The organism is Novosphingobium sp. ES2-1 (assembly GCF_015169775.1).
Classification (GTDB): domain Bacteria; phylum Pseudomonadota; class Alphaproteobacteria; order Sphingomonadales; family Sphingomonadaceae; genus Novosphingobium; species Novosphingobium subterraneum.
Genome location: NZ_CP063446.1, coordinates 70,572 through 90,520 on the forward strand (window position 1 = coordinate 70,572; position 19,949 = coordinate 90,520).

Here is a 19,949-nt window from a genome sequence, read left to right on the forward strand (position 1 = left end):
AAAGGCAAACGGAATTTCCACTCGCCTGTTCCGTTGCTAACCCAATGCGCGACGAAGCGTTTGCTGTGGAGGACAGTCCCCTCCGATTGCCTCTGCCACCATTTCGCGCAAGGGGAGCTGCGCCTTCATGCGGATGGCCAGCAGCGCGGTGCCGCTGACCTTGCGCTGGACGAACAGCGTGTCGACTGGCGGGACGTGCCACGATGCGCGGTCTGCCGCGACCTTTTCGGCCTCGGCGCGCACGCGCTCGACAAAGGAGCGGTCGGAGAAATCGAACAGGCCGGGCTTTCCAAGATGGCCGATCAATATGTCCAGCATCCGGTCAAACGCCGCGCCGTGACGAGCAAGTTGTTGACCGGAAACGAAACCGACTTCGGTCAGGGCCACGCGCAGCGCATCGCGATCCTCGGCCAGCCCCGCCAGCATCATCCGCCGGTAGGCCTCGCTCGTGGCCACCGGAACCTCACGCGCGGCACCGAAATCGAGCAGCACGAGCTTGCCGGTTTCAGCCTGCCAGCGGAAATTGGCGAAGTTCGGATCAGTCTGCATGAACCCGAACGCGAACAGTTCACGCAAGGTCAGGCCGAGCAGCGCCCCCATGGCCTTGTTGCGCACTTCCAGAGGCGCGGTGAGTAGGCTTTCGACCGGACGCGCTTCGATGAAATCCATCGCCAGGACGTTGCGGCCCGAAAGAGGGGCGTATGCCTGGGGGACCAGAAATGCATCCTCGCCGGCAAGCATCGTGCCATAGCGCTGCATCATCTCTGCCTCGCGGAGATAGTCAGACTCCTCGTGGAGTTGCCGCTTTGCCTCCGAGAGTTGGAGATTGATGTCGAGGCCCTGAGGCAGCAGCCCGGAGACGCGCAGAAGCGTGGCGACATTGTCCACGTCGGCATCGATACTGGCAGCAATTCCAGGGTATTGCACCTTGATGGCCAGCACACGGCCATCGGGCAGGACTGCCTTTTGCACCTGCCCGATCGAGGCGGCGGCAATCGGCTGCGCCCCGAAGTGCCGAAACTTAGAGCGCCACCCCGCACCCCACTCAGCGCTCAGCACGCGCTCCAACTGGGCAGGCGGCATGTAATGCGCAGAATCGCGCAATCGCGACAGGATCTCGGTCAATTCGCGCGGCAGAACATCTCCGGCATCAAGCGAGATCATCTGCCCCAGCTTCATCGCCGCGCCGCGCAGGCGCGAGAGCTGGTCGGCAACTCTCATGGCATTGCCGGGAGTCAACAAAAGGTCCGACAGTTTCGGCGCTTCGCCGCGCGCCAGCCTGCGCGCGCCTTCCGCCAGCACGCCCCCCGCCACGCCGCCTGCCAGCTGGCCAAACGCAGCCAGGCGCGATAGCCGCGCCGAAGGCACCTTGCGATAACGCGATCCTCTCATTTCAACAGCCTTTGCAATCGGGGACGGATCAGCAGGAACGCGCGATAGCAGTGCTCCAGCACTTGTTCGACCGGGCGCACGCGGGCCAGCAGGCCAAGCCAGCGCAACGCCGGAATGGCCCGCCACATCGCCGCAAACGCCGCCGCGCCCGACAGGATCCGCTCGCCCTCAGTCACATGAAACCGCGCCAGCGCTTCGGTGCGATCGACCGGACAGGGCTGGGCAGGATCGGCGATGTCGACAAAAGCGATCGCGCCCTTGCGATCAAGCCGCCGCATTGCCGCGATCTCGCGCGAGCAGATCGGGCAGGCGCCATCATACCACACCGTCAGGTTCGGTTCCGGGGGCTGAGCACGTTCCATTGGCTGCATATGGGCCTCGTCCGGCGGTTGCGAGACCTGCCATTTGGGGAAGGGGCACTCTTGATAGGTGCATCCTATCAACCTAGGCTGCAATCATGCACCCCCGCCAGCTCCGCTATTTCGTGACCATTGCCCGGCTGCGGCATTTCGCCAATGCGGCGCAGGAATGCGGTGTTTCGCAGCCAACGCTCTCTGCCGGGCTTTCCGCCCTGGAGCGCGAGGTTGGCCACCGGCTGATCGAGCGTGACCGGAGATTCGTGGGGCTGACCGCGCACGGCGAGGCCATGCTGCCCTGGGCCGAACAGATCCTTGGCGCCGTTGCAGGCATGACGAGCTCGGTCGCCGCGAGTTCTGCGGCGATTACCGGCCAGTTCGCGCTGGCGGCCATCCCCGCCGCGCTGCCGCTGGCCGGACAGTTCGGCGAGACCCTGCTGAAGCGGCATTCAGGCCTGAGCCTTGCGGTGCGTTCAGCCACATCGCGCGAGATCGAGCGGGCGCTGAACAATTTTGAATGCGACGCAGGCCTGACCTATCTCGATCACGAAACTCCGGCCAATGTCCTGTCCGTTCCACTGCACGCTGAGCGCTACCTGTTCGTGACGCGGGCTGATGGTCCACTCGGGAATTTGACCGAGATCGGGTGGGAGGAGGCTTCTGCGCAACCGCTCTGCCTGCTGCATCAGGGCATGCAGTTCCGGCGGATTCTCGATGCGCGAATGCTGGATCGCGGCTTGGCAATCACGCCGCGCGCAGTAGCCGACAGTTATGTCACGCTGTTTGATCTGGTCCGCTCGGGCGGGTTCTGCACAATCGTGCCCGATACTTATGCCAGCCTGCTGGCGGGCCTGCAGTGGGCACGCTGCGCCGTGCTCGATGATGGTGACGAACCGCGCCGGATCGGGCTGGTGGTGGTCAATCGCGTGCCGTTGAGCCCGATGGCCAGCACGGCGCTGGCCGTGGCACGCAGTCTTGCCGGAGTTTGATAGGATAATCCTATCAGGCTTCGACTTTTTCGATTTGACCGGACGTGTCTTTCGGACAAGATCGGACTGCCATGGAACGATTGCCCCACATCATCGCCGCCCACGCTGGCCGGGAAGGCCCGCTGCTTCCGATCCTGCACGATGTGCAGGCCGAATATGGCCATGTTTCGGAAGAGGCCATCCGCACGATCGCGCAGGCACTGAACCTGAGCCGCGCCGAGGTGCAGGGTGTCGTCAGCTTCTACCATGACTTCCACGCCGAGCCTGACGCGCGCCCGGTCCTGAAGCTGTGCCGGGCTGAGGCCTGCCAGGCGCGGGGCGTCGATGTGCTGGCGGCGGGATTGCCCGAGAACGGGCGGGTGAAGGTGGAGACGGTCTATTGCCTCGGGCTGTGCTCGGTGGGCCCGAATGCGATGATCGGCAGCAAGGTCCACGCACGTCTCGATGCGACAAGGCTGGGCGCGCTGGTGGAGGCGTTGGCGTGACTGGCAACGTGACTGGGGGCACGACTGTGGTGCGGATCAGCGACGATGCGCTGGCGCTGGCCTGCGGCGCGGACGAAGTGGCAGAGGCTTTCGTGGCGGCGGGCTGCACTGTGGAGCGCGTGTCTTCATGGGGGATGCACTGGCTGGAACCTTTGGCAGAAATCGATGGCCAGGGCTTTGGCCCGCTTGAGCCGGGCGACGTGTCCGCAGTGCTCGCGGGGACCTCGCCCAAGGCGATCGGCGCCATCGAAGCGCATCCCTTCATCGCCCGGCAGCAGCGCTTTACCTTTGCCCGCGCGGGCAAGACCCGTCCCTTGAGCCTGGAAGACTACGCCGAGCACGGCGGTTGGCAGGGTCTTGCCAAGGCGCGGGAGGTCGGGCCTGAGGCAACGATTGCGCAAGTCACGGAATCCGGCCTGCGCGGGCGGGGCGGGGCAGGCTTCCCGGCGGGGATCAAGTGGACGACTGTCGCCAAGGCCCAGGCCGACCGCAAATACATCGTCTGCAACGCCGACGAGGGCGACAGCGCCACTTTCGCCGACCGCATGGTGATGGAGGGTGATCCCTTCATGCTGGTCGAAGGCATGGCCATTGCCGCCCATGCCGTCGGCGCGCAGAAGGGCTACATTTACATCCGCAGCGAGTATCCGCACGCGATTGCCAAGATGGAAGCGGCAGTGCGCGCGTCGGCGCACCACATCGCGCCGTTCGAACTGGAAGTGCGCGTGGGCGCGGGCGCCTATGTCTGCGGCGAGGAGACCTCGCTGCTCAACAGCCTGGAAGGCAAGCGCGGCGAAGTGCGCGCCAAGCCGCCGCTGCCAGCGCTCGAGGGGCTGTTCGGCAAGCCGACGGTGGTCAACAACGTGCTGACGCTCGCTGCGGTGCCATGGATCATGGCCAATGGCGCCGCGGCCTATGCGGCGGTCGGTTTCGGCCGGTCCAAGGGCACGATGCCGATCCAGATCGCGGGCAACGTGAAGCACGGCGGACTGTTCGAAGTGGGCTTCGGGATCACGCTGGGCGAACTGGTGGGCGACATCGGCGGCGGCACCGCATCGGGCCGACCGGTGCGCGCAGTGCAGGTAGGCGGGCCATTGGGAGCCTATCACTCGCCCGCCGATTTCCACCTGCCGTTCGATTACGAAGCTTTCGCCGCAGCCGATGGCCTGATCGGCCATGCCGGGATCACCGTGTTCGACGATACGGCAGACATGAGCAGGCAAGCCCGCTTCGCGATGGAATTCTGCGCGGCCGAATCCTGCGGCAAGTGCACGCCTTGCCGCATTGGCTCGACCCGCGGGGTGGAGCTGATTGACCGCATCCGTGCCAGGTCCGGTCGCGTGCCGGACAAGGTCGAGGCGCTGCCGCAGATGCACAACGCCCGCAAGGTCGAGCGGACGCTGGCGGACGAGATCGTTCTGCTCGAAGACCTGTGCGAGACGATGAAGTTCGGTTCCCTCTGCGCGCTCGGCGGCTTCACGCCCTATCCGGTGCTTTCGGCACTGCGCAATTTCCCAGAGGATTTCGGGGCAGATTTGACGCGGGAAGCGGCCGAGTGATGGGTTGCGTGAACATCCTTCGACAGGCTCAGGATGAGCGGAGTTTGGTTGGAGGTATCTCTCTCGACCCGCTCATGCTGAGCTTGTCGAAGCATGCAGGCGCAGCGGTGCAACCATGATCCTCGGCGCCGTCCTCGCCGGTGGCCGGTCCACCCGTTTTGGCAGCGACAAGGCGCTGGCCGAACTGGGTGGGCGCACGCTGCTGGCGCGGGCGGTGGATGCCCTGTCGGCGCAGTGCGATGCGATGGTGGTCGTGGGGCGGGTGGAGGCTCCGGCGCCGACGCTGCCCGATTGGCCGCGCGCGGACATGGGGCCATTGGGTGGCATCGCCGCTGCGCTCCACCATGCGAGAGACGCAGGCTATGACGAAGTGCTGACCTGCTCTGTCGACAGCATCGGCATTGCCGACGATCTGGCCGCCCAGTTGCATCCCGCGCCCGCCTATTGCGAAAGCCAGCCGGTGATCGGACTATGGCCCGTCAGTGCCTCGGCCACGCTCGATGCGCTGCTGACCAGCGACGCACGACATTCGATGCGCGCCTTTGCCGAGGCCATCGGAGCGCGGGCCGTGCGATTCTTCGAAAATCCTGCTAATATCAATACACCGGCGGATCTGATGGCCGCCGAGGAGCGATCCCATGGGTTATGAACGCCAGGCCGATTTCGGCACCCCGGAAGTCCGCAGCGAGACGGAAGTGACCTGCTTTATCGACGGGCGCGAAGTAACCGTGCCCTCTGGCACGACGGTCATGCGCGCGGCAGCTCTGACGGGCGGTTCCATCCCCAAGCTTTGCGCCACCGACAACCTCAAGCAGTTCGGTTCCTGCCGCCTGTGTCTGGTCGAGATTGACGGCATGCGCGGGACGCCTGCTTCCTGCACCACGCCCGTTGCCGAGGGCATGAAAGTCCACACCCAGACCCCGCGCCTGCAGAAGCTGCGCAAGGGGGTGATGGAACTCTACATCTCGGACCACCCGCTCGACTGCCTGACCTGCAGCGCCAACAACGATTGCGAGTTGCAGGACCAGGCCGCCGCCGTGGGCCTGCGCGATGTGCGCTACGGCTATGAGGGCGAGAACCATCTCGGCGCGATGCCCGACATCTCGAACCCCTATTTCGATTTCGACCCTTCGAAGTGCATCGTCTGTTCGCGCTGCGTGCGCGCTTGCGACGAAGTGCAGGGCACGCTGGCGCTGACCATCGACGGGCGCGGGTTCGACAGCAAGGTCTCTGCTGGCCTGACCTCCGACAGCTTCCTGTCTTCGGAGTGCGTTTCGTGCGGTGCCTGCGTGCAGGCCTGCCCGACCGCTACCTTGCAGGAGAAGGCGGTCAAGGAAATCGGCAAGCCGGAGCGCGCAGTCGTCACCACGTGCGCCTATTGCGGCGTTGGCTGCACCTTCCGCGCCGAAATGCGGGGCGAGCAATTGGTGCGGATGGTGCCGTGGAAGGACGGCAAGGCCAATCGCGGGCATTCCTGCGTCAAGGGGCGCTTTGCCTGGGGCTATGCCCAGCATCAGGAGCGCATCCTCTCGCCGATGATCCGCGAGTCCATCGACCAGCCCTGGCGCGAGGTTTCGTGGGAGGAGGCGCTGACCTATGCGGCGGGCCAGATCAACCGCATCCGTGAGACTTATGGCCGCAACGCCTTGGGCGGGATCACCTCGAGCCGCTGCACCAACGAGGAGACGTTCCTCGTCCAGAAGCTGATCCGCGCCGGCTTCGGCACCAACAACGTCGATACCTGCGCCCGAGTCTGCCATTCGCCAACCGGCTATGGCCTGAAGACGACGTTCGGGACGTCTGCCGGCACGCAGGACTTCGACAGCGTCGAGGACAGCGACGTCATCCTCGTGATCGGTGCCAACCCGACCGACGGGCACCCCGTTTTCGCCAGCCGCATGAAGCGCCGGTTGCGTGAAGGTGCCAAGCTGATCGTCATCGATCCGCGCCGCACCGATCTGGTTCGCTCGCCGCATATCGAGGCGGACTTCCACCTGCCGCTGCGTCCGGGCACCAACGTCGCGATCCTGACGGCCATTGCCCATGTGATCGTGACCGAGGGCCTCGCCGACGAGGCGTTCATCCGCGAGCGCTGCGACTGGGACGAGTACCAGCACTGGGCCGAATTCGTTTCGGCAGAGCGCAACAGTCCCGAGTTCCTCTCGCCGGTGATCGGCGTCGATCCCGAAGCCATCCGCGGCGCGGCGCGCCTGTTCGCCACTGGCGCGAACGGCGCGATCTACTACGGCCTGGGCGTTACAGAACACAGCCAGGGCTCGTCCACCGTCATGGCCATCGCCAACCTGGCCATGGCCACCGGCAACATTGGCCGTCGCGGCGTTGGCGTGAACCCCCTGCGCGGGCAGAACAACGTGCAGGGCGCGTGCGACATGGGGTCATTCCCGCACGAGCTTTCAGGCTATCGCCACGTTTCCGACAAGGCGACGCGGGACCTGTTCGAGGCCGAATGGGGCGTGAAGATCGATCCCGAGCCGGGCCTGCGCATCCCCAACATGCTTGACGCCGCAACCGATGGGCAGTTCAAGGCGATCTACATCCAGGGCGAGGACATCCTGCAGTCCGATCCCGACACCAAGCACGTGGCCGCCGGCCTTGCCGCGATGGAATGCGTGATCGTCCACGATCTGTTTCTCAACGAAACTGCGAACTACGCGCACGTCTTCCTGCCCGGATCGACCTTCCTCGAAAAGAACGGCACCTTCACCAACGCCGAACGGCGCATCCAGCCGGTACGCAAGGTGATGGAGCCCCTCAACGGATACGAGGACTGGCAGGTCACGCAGGAACTGGCGCGGGCGATCGGCCTGGACTGGAACTACACCCACCCGTCCGAGATCATGGACGAGATCGCGCGGCTGACGCCGACGTTCTCGGGCGTGAACTACAAGCGGCTCGATGCCGAAGGATCGCTGCAGTGGCCGGTGAACGACACGGCGCCCGATGGTTCGCCAATCATGCATATCGACGGCTTCGTCCGGGGCAAGGGCAAGTTCGTGGTGACCGACTACGTGCCCACTGACGAGCGCACCGGCCCGCGCTTCCCGCTGCTGCTGACCACGGGGCGCATCCTTAGCCAGTACAACGTCGGCGCGCAGACCCGGCGCACGGCGAATACGGTCTGGCATCCGGAAGACGTTCTCGAAATTCATCCGACTGACGCCGACAACCGGGGCCTCAAGTCTGGCGACTGGGTAAAGCTGGCAAGCCGGTCAGGGGAGACGACCCTGCGCGCATTGGTGACGGATCGCGTGGCACCGGGCGTGGTCTACACCACCTTCCACCACCCGGCGACGCAAGCAAACGTGGTCACTACCGACTATTCCGACTGGGCGACGAACTGCCCGGAATACAAGGTGACCGCGGTGCAGATCACGCCGTCCAACGGCCCGACCGACTGGCAGGAAGACTACGAGGCGCAAGCCTCGCGCTCGCGCCGGATAGTAGGCCATGACAGCGCGATGGAGCCTGCCGAATGAGCGCGCATACGGCCGAAAAGCTGGCGTACATGGCCAACCAGATTGCGCGCAACCTGGTGCATGACGACAAGCCGGTGGCCGCGGTGGCGGACCATATCGTTTCATTCTGGACGCCGCGCATGATCGATACGCTGATCGCGCAAGGCTCTGCCGGGCTTGATCCGGTGGCGGCAGCGGCCATGGCGCGGGTGGCTGACGGGCGCATTCCGGCCCCGCAGACCCGCGCAACCGATCCGCAGGTCCATGGCTCCGATGCCGGTTGACGGCACAAGGGCCTTCCCATTTCGCGAAGAGTTCGCAGATGGCCGGGTGTCACGCGCCCTGGACAGGCCGCTGATCGAAGAGGCGCCGGTTGCCCTGGAAATCAACGGCGTGGGTTATGCCGTGATGATGGCAACACCGGTCGATCTCGAAGACTATGCCCTCGGCTTCTGCCTGTCGGAACAGTTGATCGCCTCACCGCACGAATTTGTCTCGGCACAGGCCGCGCCGGTCGATGCAGGCGGGGGCGCAGGCGGGTGGATGCTGCGCGTGCAGCTTGGTGCCGAAGGAGCGGCTCCACTGCTCGAAAGGGCGCGTTTGCGCCTTGCCGAAGGGAGCTGCGGACTTTGCGGAATCGAGAGCCTGGAGCAGGTCATGCGGCCGCTGCAGCCGGTGACCGCCCGAGTCCGGATCGGAGCAGATGCAATCTTCAGCGCGGCCGCCCAGATGCGCGACCAACAGGTGATGGGCCGCGCAACGGGCGCAGCACATGCGGCCGCGCTATGCGATCCGACTGGCAAGATCCGCCTCGTGCGCGAGGATGTCGGTCGGCATAATGCCTTCGACAAACTGATTGGTGCAGCAGCGCGAGAGGGTCTGGCAATGGCGGATCATTTCGTCTTGCTCACCGCGCGCTGCAGTTTCGAGCTGGTGCAGAAGGCCGTGATTGCGGGGGTCCCGATGCTGGCGACAATATCGGCAGCGTCCACGTTGGCCTGCGAGCAGGCGGCGAGTCATGGGCTGAAACTCGTCAGCCTTGTCCGACAGGACAGCCTGCTTGAGTTGTGATTGGCCGAGACAACGGCGTTCCATAGGTTCTGTCTATCCAAACATTGCTTATCGATACTTTTCCAGCCCTGATGCGGGAGCTAGGTCATCCTGGAGAACAGGAGAAATGCGATGCCAACCCCGAAGACCGTGGTGATCCGAAACGTCCGGGTGTTTGACGGCGAGGAGCTGCTCGAAGGCGCAAAGTCGGTGATCGTGCGCGAGGGTAGAATCGCTACCGTGACTGATGCGGGTCAAGAGCCAGCGGTGGAGGGGGCGGCAACGCTCGTTGAAGGTGCTGGCCGCACGTTGATGCCGGGCATGGTCGAGGCGCATGCGCATTTGACCTGGGGCTCGTCGGTCGAGAAGATCTACCACCAGTTCATCCTGCCTGAAGACGAACTGAAGGTCGCGGCTTGGCGCAATGCGCGAGTGTTGCTCGACCATGGCTTTACCAGCGCCTATTCGGCAGGCGCGCTGGGTGATGGCATCGAGGTTGAACTGGCGCGCGCCATCGAAGCGGGCGAGACGCCGGGGCCTCGTCTGGTGCCTTCGACACTGGAACGCAGCCCGGAAGGGGCCGAGGGCGTCGACACCGGTGACGTGTTCAACGGGCGCGGGGCCGAAGCGATCCGCAAGTTCGTGGCCTATTGCAAGGAGCAGGGCATCGGCTCGCTCAAGCTGGTGGTTTCGGGCGAAGACGCCCTGAAGCCCGGCTCGGCCAGCGACGTGCTCTATACCGACGAGGAGATGGAGGCGGCTGGCGAAGCGGCGCGTGAGGCCGGCTTGTGGATCGCGACCCATGCCTATTACCCAAAGGCGATCGAGCTTGCGCTGAAAGCAGGCGCACGGATCATCTACCACGCCTCCTATGCCGACGGGGCCGCCGCCGATGCAATGATCGCGGCCAAGGACACGACGTTCTATGCTCCTTCGCCCGGTGTCTCGATCGCCGCGCTGGAAGCGACGCCACCCCCGCACATCGACATGAGCCACATGAAGAAAAGCGCGGCCGAGCGGATGGAACTGGAAGCCAGGCTGGTGCCTGCTCTCAAGGCCCGGGGCATGCGCATCCTGATCGGCGGCGACTATGGCTTTCCCTTCAATCCCAATGGCCGCAATGCTCGCGACCTGCAGATCTTCGTCGATCACTTCGGCTACACGCCGGCCGAGGCGCTGAAGGCAGCGACGGCCCTGGGCGGTGAACTGATGGACCTTGAGGTTGGCCGCGTGAAGCAGGGCTGGCTGGCCGATCTGCTGCTGGTCGAAGGCGATCCGACGCAGGACGTGTCGATCCTGCAGGACAAGAACCGCATCGCCATGATCATGAAGGGCGGTGCCATGTACAAGGCACCCGTGGAGGTTGCCGCCTGATGACGACGATGTTCGATGTTGCCGTGATCGGCTGCGGTCCCGTGGGCGCCATGGCGGCCAACCTGCTGGGCAGGCAGGGTCTTTCGGTGGTCGTGCTCGAGAAGGAGACCGAGCACTATCCGCTGCCGCGTGCGGTCCATCTCGATCACGAGATGATGCGGCTGTTCCAGAGCGCCGGGGTCATCGACCGGGTGGAGCCGGACATGGTGGCGACCGATGGGCACCTGCATGTCGGCGCCGACCACGGCGTGATCCGCTATATGGGCACGGTCGGCAAGCCGCGCCCGTTCGGGTGGGCCAACGACTACTTCTTCTACCAGCCCGAGTTCGAGGCCCATCTGCGCGCGGCCTTTGCCGACAATGGCAGGATCGGCCTGCTGCTGGGCGCCGAGTTCACCGCGCTTGTCCAGGATGAGGGCGGCGTGACTGTGACGTTCGCGCAGGATGGCGCACAGCGCAGCCTGACGGCACGCTGGGTGATCGCCGCCGATGGCTCGCGCAGCCCGGTGCGCAAGGCATTGGGCGTGAAGCTCGACGACCTTGACTTCGAAGAGCCGTGGCTGGTGGTCGATGCCGAGGTCGAGGGGCCGGTGACTTTCCCGGACCTGACCGGCGTGCCCGAGGGGGCCGACTTGCAGCGCCTGTCGGTGATGATGTGCGATCCGGCTCGCCCGGCCACGGTCGTTCCCGGCCGTCGCAACCATCGCCGCTGGGAGTTCATGCTCCTGCCGCACGAAGACGACGCCGAAATGATGCGCGAGGAGAACGTCGCGGCACTGGTCGGGGCATGGATGAGGCAAGTGCCGCATAAGATCGTGCGCGCCGCGACCTATCGATTCCACGGGCTGGTGGCGGAGCAGTGGCAGGTCGGCCGTGTCTTCCTCGCAGGCGATGCCGCGCACCAGACCCCGCCGTTCTTCGGCCAAGGCATGTGCCATGGCCTTCGCGATGTGGCGAACCTTGCCTGGAAGATGGCGGCGATCGTCAATGAGGGCGCGGACGAGGCCATCCTGACGACCTACCAGTCCGAGCGTGACCCGCACGTGCGCGGCGTCATCGGCGCGGCGGTGGCGGCAGGGCGCTATATCTGCGAACTCGATCCGGCCAAGGCGGCGGAGCGCGATGCCAGCATCCGTGCGCAATCAGCCCAGAAGCAGGGCGAAACGGCTGCAGACCTGATTCCGGCGATTTCTACCGGCCTTGTTGCGCAAGGCAAGCCCGCAGCGGGCCAGCGCTTCATCCAGCCGGTCCTCGCCGATGGGCGCAAGCTCGACGATCTGGTCGGTCAAGGCTGGCGGCTGTTCGTACGAGACGGCGGTGGTGAGGGCGCAATCATTGCCAGCGAGCTGCCCGACAACGGCGCGGTCGAGCAGTGGCTCGACGCGCGCGGAGTCGAGGCCGTGCTGGTTCGTCCCGACCATTATGTGTTCGGCACAGGCTCTGCAGCCGAACTGCTCGCGTTGCGAGATGCGATGCTTCGTCAGAGGCAGGAGATTGCAGCGTGAGCCTGACACTCGCCGCAGCCCAGACGATCATTGGCACTGGACTGGCCCATGCGCGGTCGCGCAGTGCCAAGCCGCTCGCCGTGGTGGTGCTTGATGCCGGTGGGCATCCGGTTGCCTTTGCGCGTGAGGACGGGGCGAGCCTGTTCCGCCATGACATTGCTCGCGCCAAGGCGATGGGCGCGCTCGGCATGGGCGATGATACCCGCGTCCTGGCCGAGCGGGCCAAAGGCAACCCGGTCTTTTTCCAGAGCGTGAGCGTGGCGGTGGGCGGCAACATTGCCTTCTCGCCCGGTGGCGTGCTGATCCGTGAGGCTGGCACGATCATCGGTGCCGTGGGCATCAGCGGCGATACCGGCGACTGCGACGAGGACTGCGCGCTCGCGGGGCTCAGGGCCGCAGGTTTCAATCAGGAGATACCGGCGTGAAGTTGCGCAGCATCGAAATTGCCCTGCCCGATCCCGCTGGCGCCGCCGCGTGGATGGTCGACGTCTGGGGCCTCTATCCCGCCGATGTGCGCGGCAGCACGCATTACCTGCGCGGCACTGGCACGATGCCCTACCTCGTCGCGTTCGAGCAATCGGATGAGGAATACGTCCGGTCGACCACTTTCGTGTGTTCCGGCGAGGAACTTGCCGCCATCAAGGCGCGCGTGACCGACAAGGGCTGGGCAGCAAGGCCGGTAACCTCTGCCGATCCCGGCGAGGGTGCGGGCCTGCTTGTCGAACTGCCCGAGGGCACGATCCTTCGCTTCCTGGCCGGATCGAGCGAGGTCGAGGCCATCGACGGCTTTGCCAAGGCCAGCAAGCGCGTGTCGCCGGTCAAGCTGACGCACGTGGTGTTCAACTCTGCCGATGCCGAACTCCTTGGTCACGCCGTGGAGGAGGTGCTGGGCTTCCGCGTCTCTGACCGGACGAAGGGCATGGTCTTCGTGCGTTGCAACGACAGCCATCATTCCACCGCCTTTGCCCGCGCCGGCTTTGCCAGCCTCAATCACGTAGCGTTCGAGATGGACGATCTCGATGCGGTGATGCGCGGCATTGGCTGGATGCGCGACAACGGCTTTGCACCGGCATGGGGCCCCGGCCGCCACGGCCCCGGCGACAATGTCTATGCCTATTACATCGCCCCGTTCGGCCCGGTGATCGAGTATTCGACCGCAGTCGAGAAGGTTCCGGCAGACTATCGCACCGGTGAGCCGGACGACTGGACCTGGCCCGAGCAGCGCATCGACCAGTGGGGCATCTCGGACAAGGACTTTGCCGGCCTGCGTGTGGCCGAGGAGCGCTTCCGCTGCCGCCGTGACTGGGAACCGGCACCACTTTGAACATCGACAGACGAGGTTTCGTCGGCGGCGCAGCCGCCCTTGCATTGACCGGATCGGCGGTGCAGGCAAAAGGCGTCCTCAGGGGAGACAAGACCATGGCCCGTTACATCAGTTTCCGCCGTCCCGACGGGACCCCCAGCTTCGGCCGCCTCGATGGCGAGACCGTACATGACCTCGGCGCCCAAGGCGCTGCGGCATGGTTGAAGGACGCCGTGGCAGGTGACCTTTCCGTGCTGGCTGCCACCGCGAGCTATGCCCGCGCCGACGTGCGCCTGCTCCCGGTTATCCCCAACCCGAACAAGATCCTCTGCGTCGGCCTCAACTATGCCACGCATGTCGCTGAAACCGGGCGGGATCAGAAGGAATACCCGGCGATTTTCACGCGCTGGGCCGACAGCCTGATCGCCGATGGCGAACCGCTGGTGCGCCCGCCCGAAACCACCCGCTTTGATTACGAGGGCGAGCTCGCCGTGGTGATCGGCAAGGGCGGCCGTCGCATCCCGCGCGAAAAGGCACTTGAGCACGTCGCCGGGTATTCGGTGTTCAACGATGGTTCGGTGCGCGACTGGCAGCGCCACAACATCCAGTTCACGCCCGGCAAGAACTTCCCCGGCACCGGCGGCTTCGGCCCTGCGCTCGTCACGCCTGACGAACTGCCCGATCTGGCCGAACAGCGCGTGCAGACCCGGATCAACGGCCAGCTCGTGCAGGACCAGCCTGTGTCGGACATGATCTGGGACGTGGCTTTCGTGATCGAATACTGCTCGACCTTCACCACGCTGGAACCCGGCGACGTCATCGCCACCGGCACCCCCGGCGGCGTGGGCGACAAGCGTACCCCCCCACTCTACATGAAGGCCGGAGACGTGGCCGAAATCTCGATCGGCAAGGTCGGAACCCTGACCAACCCCGTCATCGACGAGGCGTGATGTCTGCTGCCGATGCGATTGCCGCGATGGGCAGTGCGCTCGGCCCGCAGGTGGTCGAGGCTTGTCGCGCGCTGTTCGATGACGAGCAGCGCGGGCTTGCCGCACGCGTGCCGGCCTTGGCCGTCGATTGCGTCTATGGCCCGCATGAGCGCCATCGGCTCGACCTTTATCGTACTGCCGCCGATCGCGACCTGCCGGTCGTCCTGTTCGTGCACGGGGGCGGTTTCCGGCTTGGCGACAAGGGTGATGAAGGTTCCTGGCAAAATGCCGCGGTGGCTCGGACGATGGCGGAGGCCGGGTTCCTCGGCGCGGCGATGAACTACCGGCTCCTGCCCGATGCGCGCTGGCCGCAGGGTGGCGAGGACGTGGCGGCGGCGGTGGAATGGCTTCGCGACAACGCCGCGGAGCATGGTGGTGACCCGGCGCGGATCGTGGTGGTTGGCACCTCGGCGGGGGCGGTGCATATCGCCACGGCGCTGAAGCTGCAGCCGGATCTGCCGGTGGCCGGGGCGGTGCTGCTTTCGGGGTTGTATGGTTACACCCCGCTGGATGCCAAGGACGAGCCGTACTACGGCCTGAACGAGGACTACGCGGCCAGAATGCCGCGTCAGGCCATTGCCTCGACCAGCATCCCCTTGTTCATCTGCTGTGCGCAGTACGATCCTCCACGCTTCCAGGCCGAATTCCTTGGCCTGATGGCAGAGCGTCTCGAACGGCACGGCGCTTTACCGAACGGCATGATCCTGTCCGGACATAACCACTATTCCATTGCCATGCACATCGGCACCGCCGATCGCCGTCTTACGGATGAGATGGTCGCGTTTATCAGGGGCGTGTAGCACCGATGTGACTCGTGCCGCGGGCGCGCGCGAGCTTCTCCTGACGGTCACGTTCGCGGGCCGAAGCGCGTTGTTCGTCTGTCCGCTCATCGTAGCAACCTGCGCAGGAGACCCCATCTTCATAGAGAGGTGAAGCACGCCCTTCCTCATCCACGGGTCGGCGACAGGCACGGCAAAGGACGTGGCTGCCGAGCGCAAGGCCATGGCCCACAGTCACGCGCTCGTCGAAGACGAAACATTCGCCGCGCCACAGGCTTTCATCTTCAGGCACTTCCTCGAGGTATTTCAGGATGCCACCTTTCAGGTGGTAAACCTCCTCGATGCCTTCAGCCTTGAGGAAGGCGGTGGATTTCTCGCAACGGATGCCGCCGGTGCAGAACATGGCAACCTTGGGGGTCTTTCCCTTACCCAGCAGCCGCTCGCGTTCACGGCGGAACCAGCCGGGGAACTCGCGGAAAGTTGTCGTCTTCGGATCAATGGCGCGTTCGAAGGTACCAGCGGCCACTTCGTAGTCGTTTCGGGTGTCGATCACGATGGTTTCGGGATCGGCGATCAGCGCGTTCCAGTCCTGCGGCGAAACGTAGGTGCCAACGCTTGCGCGCGGGTCGATGCCCTCGACGCCCATCGTCACGATCTCGCGCTTGATCCGCACTTTCATGCGGTAGAACGGCATGGCGGATGCGTGGGAGTACTTGACGTCGGTATCCGCGCAATCGGGCTGGGCACGGATGAAATCCACCACATGGGCAATGCCCTCGGCGCTACCGGCGATAGTGCCGTTCAGCCCTTCGTGGGCAACCAGCAGCGTACCCTTGATGCCTTGCGCCTTGCAGGTGCTTTCCAGCGCATCGCGCAAGGCGGCAGGGTCCGCGATTGGCGTGAAACGGTAAAGCGCTGCGACGGTGACCGAAGATTCCATGCCGCGCCCTTAGGGCAAGTGGCAGGGTTTGTCAGTCCCGAGACGCTGCAGCGAATGCTGCCGCGCAATCCTGCCACCGAGCATGGAGGCAATTACCGCCAAGCCAGCCGTAGCATCGGCGTTGTTGCCACAGACAAACAGGTCTACCGCCGCTACTCCGGTCTCCGGCCAGGTATGGATCGATATGTGCGATTCCGCCAGCATGGCCACCGCGGTCAATCCCATGGCTTCACCGAAATGGTGCAGATGCACGCCGACGACGTGCGCCTTGGCCGCGCTAGCAGCCATGCGCAGGACCTGTTCCACATGCACGGCATCATCAAGCCTGCAGCATCCATCAAGATCGGCGATGAGATGGACACTCGTGCCGGGAAGATGAACCATCAGGCGAGACTTTCGAACGGATGCGCAAGATGGGCAAGAGCGCTCTCGGCGGCAATCACGCCGCGATAGTGCGCTTCCTCGAACAGGGAAAGGCCCGAAAGGTCGGAGTGGGCAAACCACAGCGGGGGTGCCCCGCGCTGCGCCGCCATCCTGGCTGGATCCGACAGAAAGCCCGGCTCGGGCCGCACCATGGCATGGCCCCAGCGCCACACATCAATCCGCTCGATCGCGCCCGAAAGATCGGGGTTCATCGCCAGAAGATCATCCTGCACGATGCGCTGCCAGGCTTGCAACGTGCGGGTCATGAAAATCTTGCGGGCCTGGCTCGGCGTTTCACGGCTGAGCGGGAGATACCAGGTCAGTACGGTCGGACCGCCATCCGCCGAAGAGGTCTGGTGCGTGGCAACGACATAACCGAGGCTTTCGCTCGCTGCAGAGACATTGTCCCACGCCAATGGTGCGCCCTTGCCACGCGGCGGGCGGCTGACCGTGACATTCGCCACGACCCACGGCGCATAGGTGAAGTGACCGCTGGCCGTGTGTTGCGGCGCTATTCTTTGGGCGACGAAGTGGGGCATCGCGAGGACGGCGGCGCGGGCGCGAACGATGCGTGTGGCGCTGGCGCGATGATCGAAGACATGGGCGAGTACCCCTGATCCGTCTGTTTCGACCCGGATCAACGACCGCGCCAGGCGCAGATGTGGCGCGATCCTGTCAGCCATCGCCCGGACCAGTCGGCCATTGCCCTCTGGCCAGGTCAGTTCGCGGTCACCGTCGGTGCCCGCTGCCCAGCCACGACGCCCGGCAAAATAGTGGATGCCCGCCCAGGCCGAGACGTTCTCGGGCTCCGAGCCATAGTCATCCCTGCAGCAATAACGCAGGTGGGCGCGCAATGGGACGGAAGTATAGCCCTGTGCATCAAGCCATCGCGCGAAGCTTTGCCGGTCGAGCGAGCGGTATCGCTCATCCGTACTAGAAAGCGCCATGGGTGATGCGAATGCGGGCCTGCCATCCCGCCCGATGGCTTCACGAAACCCCGACATCGCAGACGTGAACCTCGCCTGCTGGGCGTAATCGTCATTCGAAAGCGCGGTCTGAGGGACAAGACCTTCCTGCCATTTGCCGCGCCATAGCAATCGCTCCTCAAGGTCGGCGCAAAGCTGCAGCGGATCATAGACCGGCGCGCCGTTCGCTTCGCCCGTTATCATGCCGAAGCCTCTCAGCATGTGCCGCAGGGCGCGTGCTTCACGGTTTGGCACCGGCAGGTAGTGCGCGCCAAGCGGATAGGCGCTGATGGCGTTGCGATCCGATCGCCCGTTGCCGCCGGGCGCGTCTTCAAGTTCAAACAGGGCAAAGCGGGTAAAGCCGGCTTCGGCCAGGCGCCAGCCGGCGGCAAGGCCTGCGACACCGCCGCCCGCAATCAGGATGTCGATTTCCTCAACCGGGCCTGATGGTGCCGGAAACCGGCCTTCCCGGATCAGGTGGCCCCGCTGCCAATCGGTGCCGGACAGGGTGCCGGGCAGCGCTGGCTGGCTGCATCCCCCGAGCAGCGCCGTCGCCCCCGCTCCGACCGCTGCGCCAGCAAGCACCTGCCGCCGGGTTGACTCAGCTTTCATAGCGGCCCCACTCCGCGGCGAAGCTGCGCACCAGGGCCTGGTTGTCGAGCCTGTTCACGGGCGCTGGGCGACGGGCCATATCGGGCGGAAAATCGAACATTGCGCGTTCGCTGGCGGGGGTAAGGAATCGGAGGTCTTTCGGCAGTTGCACCGCATCGGACGGGAAGACGTGGGCAGCCATGGTGAAGCCCCATTCGCCAAAGCTCGGCACATAGGCATGATAACCGCGCACGGTGAGCCCGGCGGCCTCCAGCGTGCTGGCGACGGTCCAATAGGAGCGCGGAGCAATGAGCGGGGAGGTGCTCTGCACCGTCATCACGCCACCCTTGGCGAGGAGGCGAGCGACTTGGCGGTAGAATGTCTCGGTATAGAGCTTGCCCAGCGAAAATTCGGTGGGATCGGGAAAATCGACGATGATCGCGTCGAACTGGCGCCGTTGTTCGCGCACCCAGCGAAAGGCATCGGCATTCACCATCGTGAGCCGAGGGGAGGCAAGCGCTCCGGCATTGAGCTGCGCCAGTTGCGGCGTATCGCGGAAGAGGCGGGTCATCTCGGGATCGAGATCGACCAGCGTAACATGCCCTACGCGGCCGTCACGAAGCACCTCGCGGGCGGCAAGGCCATCGCCGCCGCCGAGTATCAGCACCTGCCGAGGCGCAGCGACCCGGCCCAGCACCGGCCACACCAATGCTTCGTGATAGCGATATTCGTCGCGCGTGGAGAACTGCAGATTGCCGTTGAGATAAAGCCGCAGATCACCGTCCTGCCGCGTAAGCACGATGCGTTGGTAGGGCGTGGAGCGGGCATAGACCACGGGCTCGTTGTAGAACGCAACTTCGCTCCAGCGCTGCAGCCGGTCGGCAAAGGCAAGACCACCAAGCAGCGAGGCGGAGACCAGCACCGCCGCGATCATGTCGCGCCAGATGCGTTCCTGGCGGCGCAGGGCGATCAGCAAGGCGATCGCTACGGCCACGTTGGCAAGGCCGAAAACGAAGCCGGTACGGATCATGCCCAGTTTGGGCACCAGCACCAGAGGGAACAATAACGAGGCGATCAGCGCACCGACATAATCATACGTCAGCACGTTTGAGACAAGTTCGCGGAAGGCGAACCGGTGGCGCAGGATGCGGATCAGCAGCGGGATTTCCAGCCCGACCAGCACGCCGATGGTCATCACCAGGGCGTAGAGCGCAACCCGAAAGTCTCCCACCAGCGGGAACAGCAGGAACAGACCGGCCGCAGACCATCCCCCCAGCGCTGCAATGAGGATTTCCACCCGGACGAACACCGCCATCTCGCCCGAACGCACATGGCGCGAAAGCCAGCTGCCGACGCCCATGGCAAACAGGTACGTCCCGATGACGGTGGAGAACTGGGTAACGCTGTCGCCGAGCAGATAGCTTGCCAGAGTGCCCGCCAGCAGTTCGTAGATCAGGCCGCAGGTGGCAACGACTAGGACCGAAACCAGCAGGATGACCGCAAGCGAAGCCGGCGCTGCATCCCGCCCGGCGTTGCTGACGGCAAGCGGTGCTTCATCCATGCACGGCGGCGGCGATGATATTGGATATGCCGATGGCAACGGCTCCGGCGAGCAGCGCCACGGCCAGGTTCTTGCGCTCGATGATCTCGCGCCACAACTCGCCCGGGGTCAGCTTGTCGACCAATACGAAACTGACGATGAAGATGACGATCCCCAGTCCGGCATAGAGCATCGTGGCAAGGAAGACGTTTGCGGTGAGCATGGCAGGCTCC

Annotated in this window: 20 protein-coding genes; 13 read left to right on the plus strand and 7 right to left on the minus strand. The window is 64.9% G+C overall.

Going from position 1 to position 19,949, the window contains the following annotated elements; genetic code table 11:
* Positions 1 to 36: 36 nt before the first annotated feature.
* The gene (locus IM701_RS15770; protein WP_193828709.1) at positions 37 to 1,392 is read right to left on the minus strand and encodes an AarF/ABC1/UbiB kinase family protein; all 1,356 of its coding nucleotides are present in this window, start codon (positions 1,390 to 1,392) and stop codon (positions 37 to 39) included.
* Positions 1,389 to 1,754: a DUF393 domain-containing protein gene (locus IM701_RS15775; RefSeq protein ID WP_193828710.1), complete on the minus strand. Its 366-nt coding sequence runs from the start codon at positions 1,752 to 1,754 to the stop codon at positions 1,389 to 1,391. The genes IM701_RS15770 and IM701_RS15775 overlap by 4 nt, the downstream gene beginning before the upstream one ends.
* 95 nt (positions 1,755 to 1,849) lie before the next feature.
* On the opposite strand from IM701_RS15775, the gene IM701_RS15780 reads away from it, so the two are divergent.
* The 13 genes from IM701_RS15780 to IM701_RS15840 all read left to right on the plus strand — a co-directional run bounded on the left by IM701_RS15780 (position 1,850) and on the right by IM701_RS15840 (position 15,278).
* On the plus strand, positions 1,850 to 2,737 hold the full coding sequence (locus IM701_RS15780) for a LysR family transcriptional regulator (protein ID WP_193828711.1): 888 nt from the start codon (positions 1,850 to 1,852) through the stop codon (positions 2,735 to 2,737).
* 71 nt (positions 2,738 to 2,808) lie between these two features.
* On the plus strand, positions 2,809 to 3,222 hold the full coding sequence (locus IM701_RS15785) for an NAD(P)H-dependent oxidoreductase subunit E (RefSeq protein ID WP_039334605.1): 414 nt from the start codon (positions 2,809 to 2,811) through the stop codon (positions 3,220 to 3,222).
* Positions 3,219 to 4,781: an NADH-ubiquinone oxidoreductase-F iron-sulfur binding region domain-containing protein gene (locus IM701_RS15790; RefSeq protein ID WP_230487912.1), complete on the plus strand. Its 1,563-nt coding sequence runs from the start codon at positions 3,219 to 3,221 to the stop codon at positions 4,779 to 4,781. The genes IM701_RS15785 and IM701_RS15790 overlap by 4 nt, the downstream gene beginning before the upstream one ends.
* Positions 4,782 to 4,896: 115 nt before the next feature.
* Complete coding sequence (locus IM701_RS15795; protein WP_193828712.1) at positions 4,897 to 5,430, plus strand: molybdenum cofactor guanylyltransferase; 534 nt, start codon at positions 4,897 to 4,899, stop codon at positions 5,428 to 5,430.
* A complete protein-coding gene (fdhF, locus tag IM701_RS15800; protein WP_193828713.1) occupies positions 5,420 to 8,278 on the plus strand; it encodes a formate dehydrogenase subunit alpha in 2,859 nt (952 codons plus the stop codon). Before IM701_RS15795 ends, fdhF begins: the two co-directional genes overlap by 11 nt.
* Positions 8,275 to 8,541, plus strand: a complete 267-nt coding sequence (locus IM701_RS15805; RefSeq protein WP_193828714.1) for a formate dehydrogenase subunit delta — start codon at positions 8,275 to 8,277, stop codon at positions 8,539 to 8,541. Before fdhF ends, IM701_RS15805 begins: the two co-directional genes overlap by 4 nt.
* Positions 8,522 to 9,328, plus strand: a complete 807-nt coding sequence (gene fdhD, locus IM701_RS15810; protein WP_193828715.1) for a formate dehydrogenase accessory sulfurtransferase FdhD — start codon at positions 8,522 to 8,524, stop codon at positions 9,326 to 9,328. The genes IM701_RS15805 and fdhD overlap by 20 nt, the downstream gene beginning before the upstream one ends.
* Positions 9,329 to 9,439: 111 nt before the next feature.
* A complete protein-coding gene (locus tag IM701_RS15815; protein WP_193828716.1) occupies positions 9,440 to 10,681 on the plus strand; it encodes an amidohydrolase family protein in 1,242 nt (413 codons plus the stop codon).
* Between the two features lie 8 nt (positions 10,682 to 10,689).
* Positions 10,690 to 12,186, plus strand: a complete 1,497-nt coding sequence (locus tag IM701_RS15820; protein WP_193828837.1) for a bifunctional 3-(3-hydroxy-phenyl)propionate/3-hydroxycinnamic acid hydroxylase — start codon at positions 10,690 to 10,692, stop codon at positions 12,184 to 12,186.
* The gene (locus IM701_RS15825; protein WP_193828717.1) at positions 12,183 to 12,611 is read left to right on the plus strand and encodes a heme-binding protein; all 429 of its coding nucleotides are present in this window, start codon (positions 12,183 to 12,185) and stop codon (positions 12,609 to 12,611) included. The genes IM701_RS15820 and IM701_RS15825 overlap by 4 nt, the downstream gene beginning before the upstream one ends.
* On the plus strand, positions 12,608 to 13,510 hold the full coding sequence (locus IM701_RS15830) for a VOC family protein (protein ID WP_193828718.1): 903 nt from the start codon (positions 12,608 to 12,610) through the stop codon (positions 13,508 to 13,510). Before IM701_RS15825 ends, IM701_RS15830 begins: the two co-directional genes overlap by 4 nt.
* Before the next feature lie 95 nt (positions 13,511 to 13,605).
* Positions 13,606 to 14,439, plus strand: coding sequence for a fumarylacetoacetate hydrolase family protein (locus IM701_RS15835; protein WP_193828719.1), 834 nt, complete (start codon positions 13,606 to 13,608; stop codon positions 14,437 to 14,439).
* Positions 14,439 to 15,278: an alpha/beta hydrolase gene (locus IM701_RS15840; protein ID WP_193828720.1), complete on the plus strand. Its 840-nt coding sequence runs from the start codon at positions 14,439 to 14,441 to the stop codon at positions 15,276 to 15,278. Before IM701_RS15835 ends, IM701_RS15840 begins: the two co-directional genes overlap by 1 nt.
* Here the strand turns inward: IM701_RS15840 and IM701_RS15845 are convergent.
* From IM701_RS15845 to IM701_RS15865, 5 genes are read right to left on the minus strand one after another with little or no spacing between them, the layout of a single operon-like run.
* Complete coding sequence (locus IM701_RS15845; RefSeq protein WP_039334620.1) at positions 15,265 to 16,197, minus strand: rhodanese-related sulfurtransferase; 933 nt, start codon at positions 16,195 to 16,197, stop codon at positions 15,265 to 15,267. The genes IM701_RS15840 and IM701_RS15845 overlap by 14 nt on opposite strands.
* 9 nt (positions 16,198 to 16,206) lie before the next feature.
* Positions 16,207 to 16,581: an adenosylmethionine decarboxylase gene (speD, locus tag IM701_RS15850; RefSeq protein WP_193828721.1), complete on the minus strand. Its 375-nt coding sequence runs from the start codon at positions 16,579 to 16,581 to the stop codon at positions 16,207 to 16,209.
* On the minus strand, positions 16,581 to 18,197 hold the full coding sequence (locus tag IM701_RS15855; RefSeq protein WP_193828722.1) for an FAD-dependent oxidoreductase: 1,617 nt from the start codon (positions 18,195 to 18,197) through the stop codon (positions 16,581 to 16,583). The genes speD and IM701_RS15855 overlap by 1 nt, the downstream gene beginning before the upstream one ends.
* Entirely contained in the window at positions 18,187 to 19,737 is a 1,551-nt protein-coding gene (locus tag IM701_RS15860; RefSeq protein ID WP_193828723.1) for a polyamine aminopropyltransferase, read from the minus strand. The genes IM701_RS15855 and IM701_RS15860 overlap by 11 nt, the downstream gene beginning before the upstream one ends.
* Positions 19,730 to 19,939: a DUF350 domain-containing protein gene (locus IM701_RS15865; RefSeq protein ID WP_039334627.1), complete on the minus strand. Its 210-nt coding sequence runs from the start codon at positions 19,937 to 19,939 to the stop codon at positions 19,730 to 19,732. The genes IM701_RS15860 and IM701_RS15865 overlap by 8 nt, the downstream gene beginning before the upstream one ends.
* Positions 19,940 to 19,949 lie beyond the last annotated feature (10 nt).

Coding starts and splice junctions, on each gene's coding strand:
- IM701_RS15770 (WP_193828709.1), bottom strand. CDS start 1,392: ATGAGAGGATCGCGTTATCGCAAGGTGCCTTCGGCGCGGCTATCGCGC.
- IM701_RS15775 (WP_193828710.1), bottom strand. CDS start 1,754: ATGGAACGTGCTCAGCCCCCGGAACCGAACCTGACGGTGTGGTATGAT.
- IM701_RS15780 (WP_193828711.1), top strand. CDS start 1,850: ATGCACCCCCGCCAGCTCCGCTATTTCGTGACCATTGCCCGGCTGCGG.
- IM701_RS15785 (WP_039334605.1), top strand. CDS start 2,809: ATGGAACGATTGCCCCACATCATCGCCGCCCACGCTGGCCGGGAAGGC.
- IM701_RS15795 (WP_193828712.1), top strand. CDS start 4,897: ATGATCCTCGGCGCCGTCCTCGCCGGTGGCCGGTCCACCCGTTTTGGC.
- fdhF (WP_193828713.1), top strand. CDS start 5,420: ATGGGTTATGAACGCCAGGCCGATTTCGGCACCCCGGAAGTCCGCAGC.
- IM701_RS15805 (WP_193828714.1), top strand. CDS start 8,275: ATGAGCGCGCATACGGCCGAAAAGCTGGCGTACATGGCCAACCAGATT.
- fdhD (WP_193828715.1), top strand. CDS start 8,522: ATGGCTCCGATGCCGGTTGACGGCACAAGGGCCTTCCCATTTCGCGAA.
- IM701_RS15815 (WP_193828716.1), top strand. CDS start 9,440: ATGCCAACCCCGAAGACCGTGGTGATCCGAAACGTCCGGGTGTTTGAC.
- IM701_RS15820 (WP_193828837.1), top strand. CDS start 10,690: ATGTTCGATGTTGCCGTGATCGGCTGCGGTCCCGTGGGCGCCATGGCG.
- IM701_RS15835 (WP_193828719.1), top strand. CDS start 13,606: ATGGCCCGTTACATCAGTTTCCGCCGTCCCGACGGGACCCCCAGCTTC.
- IM701_RS15840 (WP_193828720.1), top strand. CDS start 14,439: ATGTCTGCTGCCGATGCGATTGCCGCGATGGGCAGTGCGCTCGGCCCG.
- IM701_RS15845 (WP_039334620.1), bottom strand. CDS start 16,197: ATGGAATCTTCGGTCACCGTCGCAGCGCTTTACCGTTTCACGCCAATC.
- speD (WP_193828721.1), bottom strand. CDS start 16,581: ATGGTTCATCTTCCCGGCACGAGTGTCCATCTCATCGCCGATCTTGAT.
- IM701_RS15855 (WP_193828722.1), bottom strand. CDS start 18,197: ATGAAAGCTGAGTCAACCCGGCGGCAGGTGCTTGCTGGCGCAGCGGTC.
- IM701_RS15860 (WP_193828723.1), bottom strand. CDS start 19,737: ATGGATGAAGCACCGCTTGCCGTCAGCAACGCCGGGCGGGATGCAGCG.
- IM701_RS15865 (WP_039334627.1), bottom strand. CDS start 19,939: ATGCTCACCGCAAACGTCTTCCTTGCCACGATGCTCTATGCCGGACTG.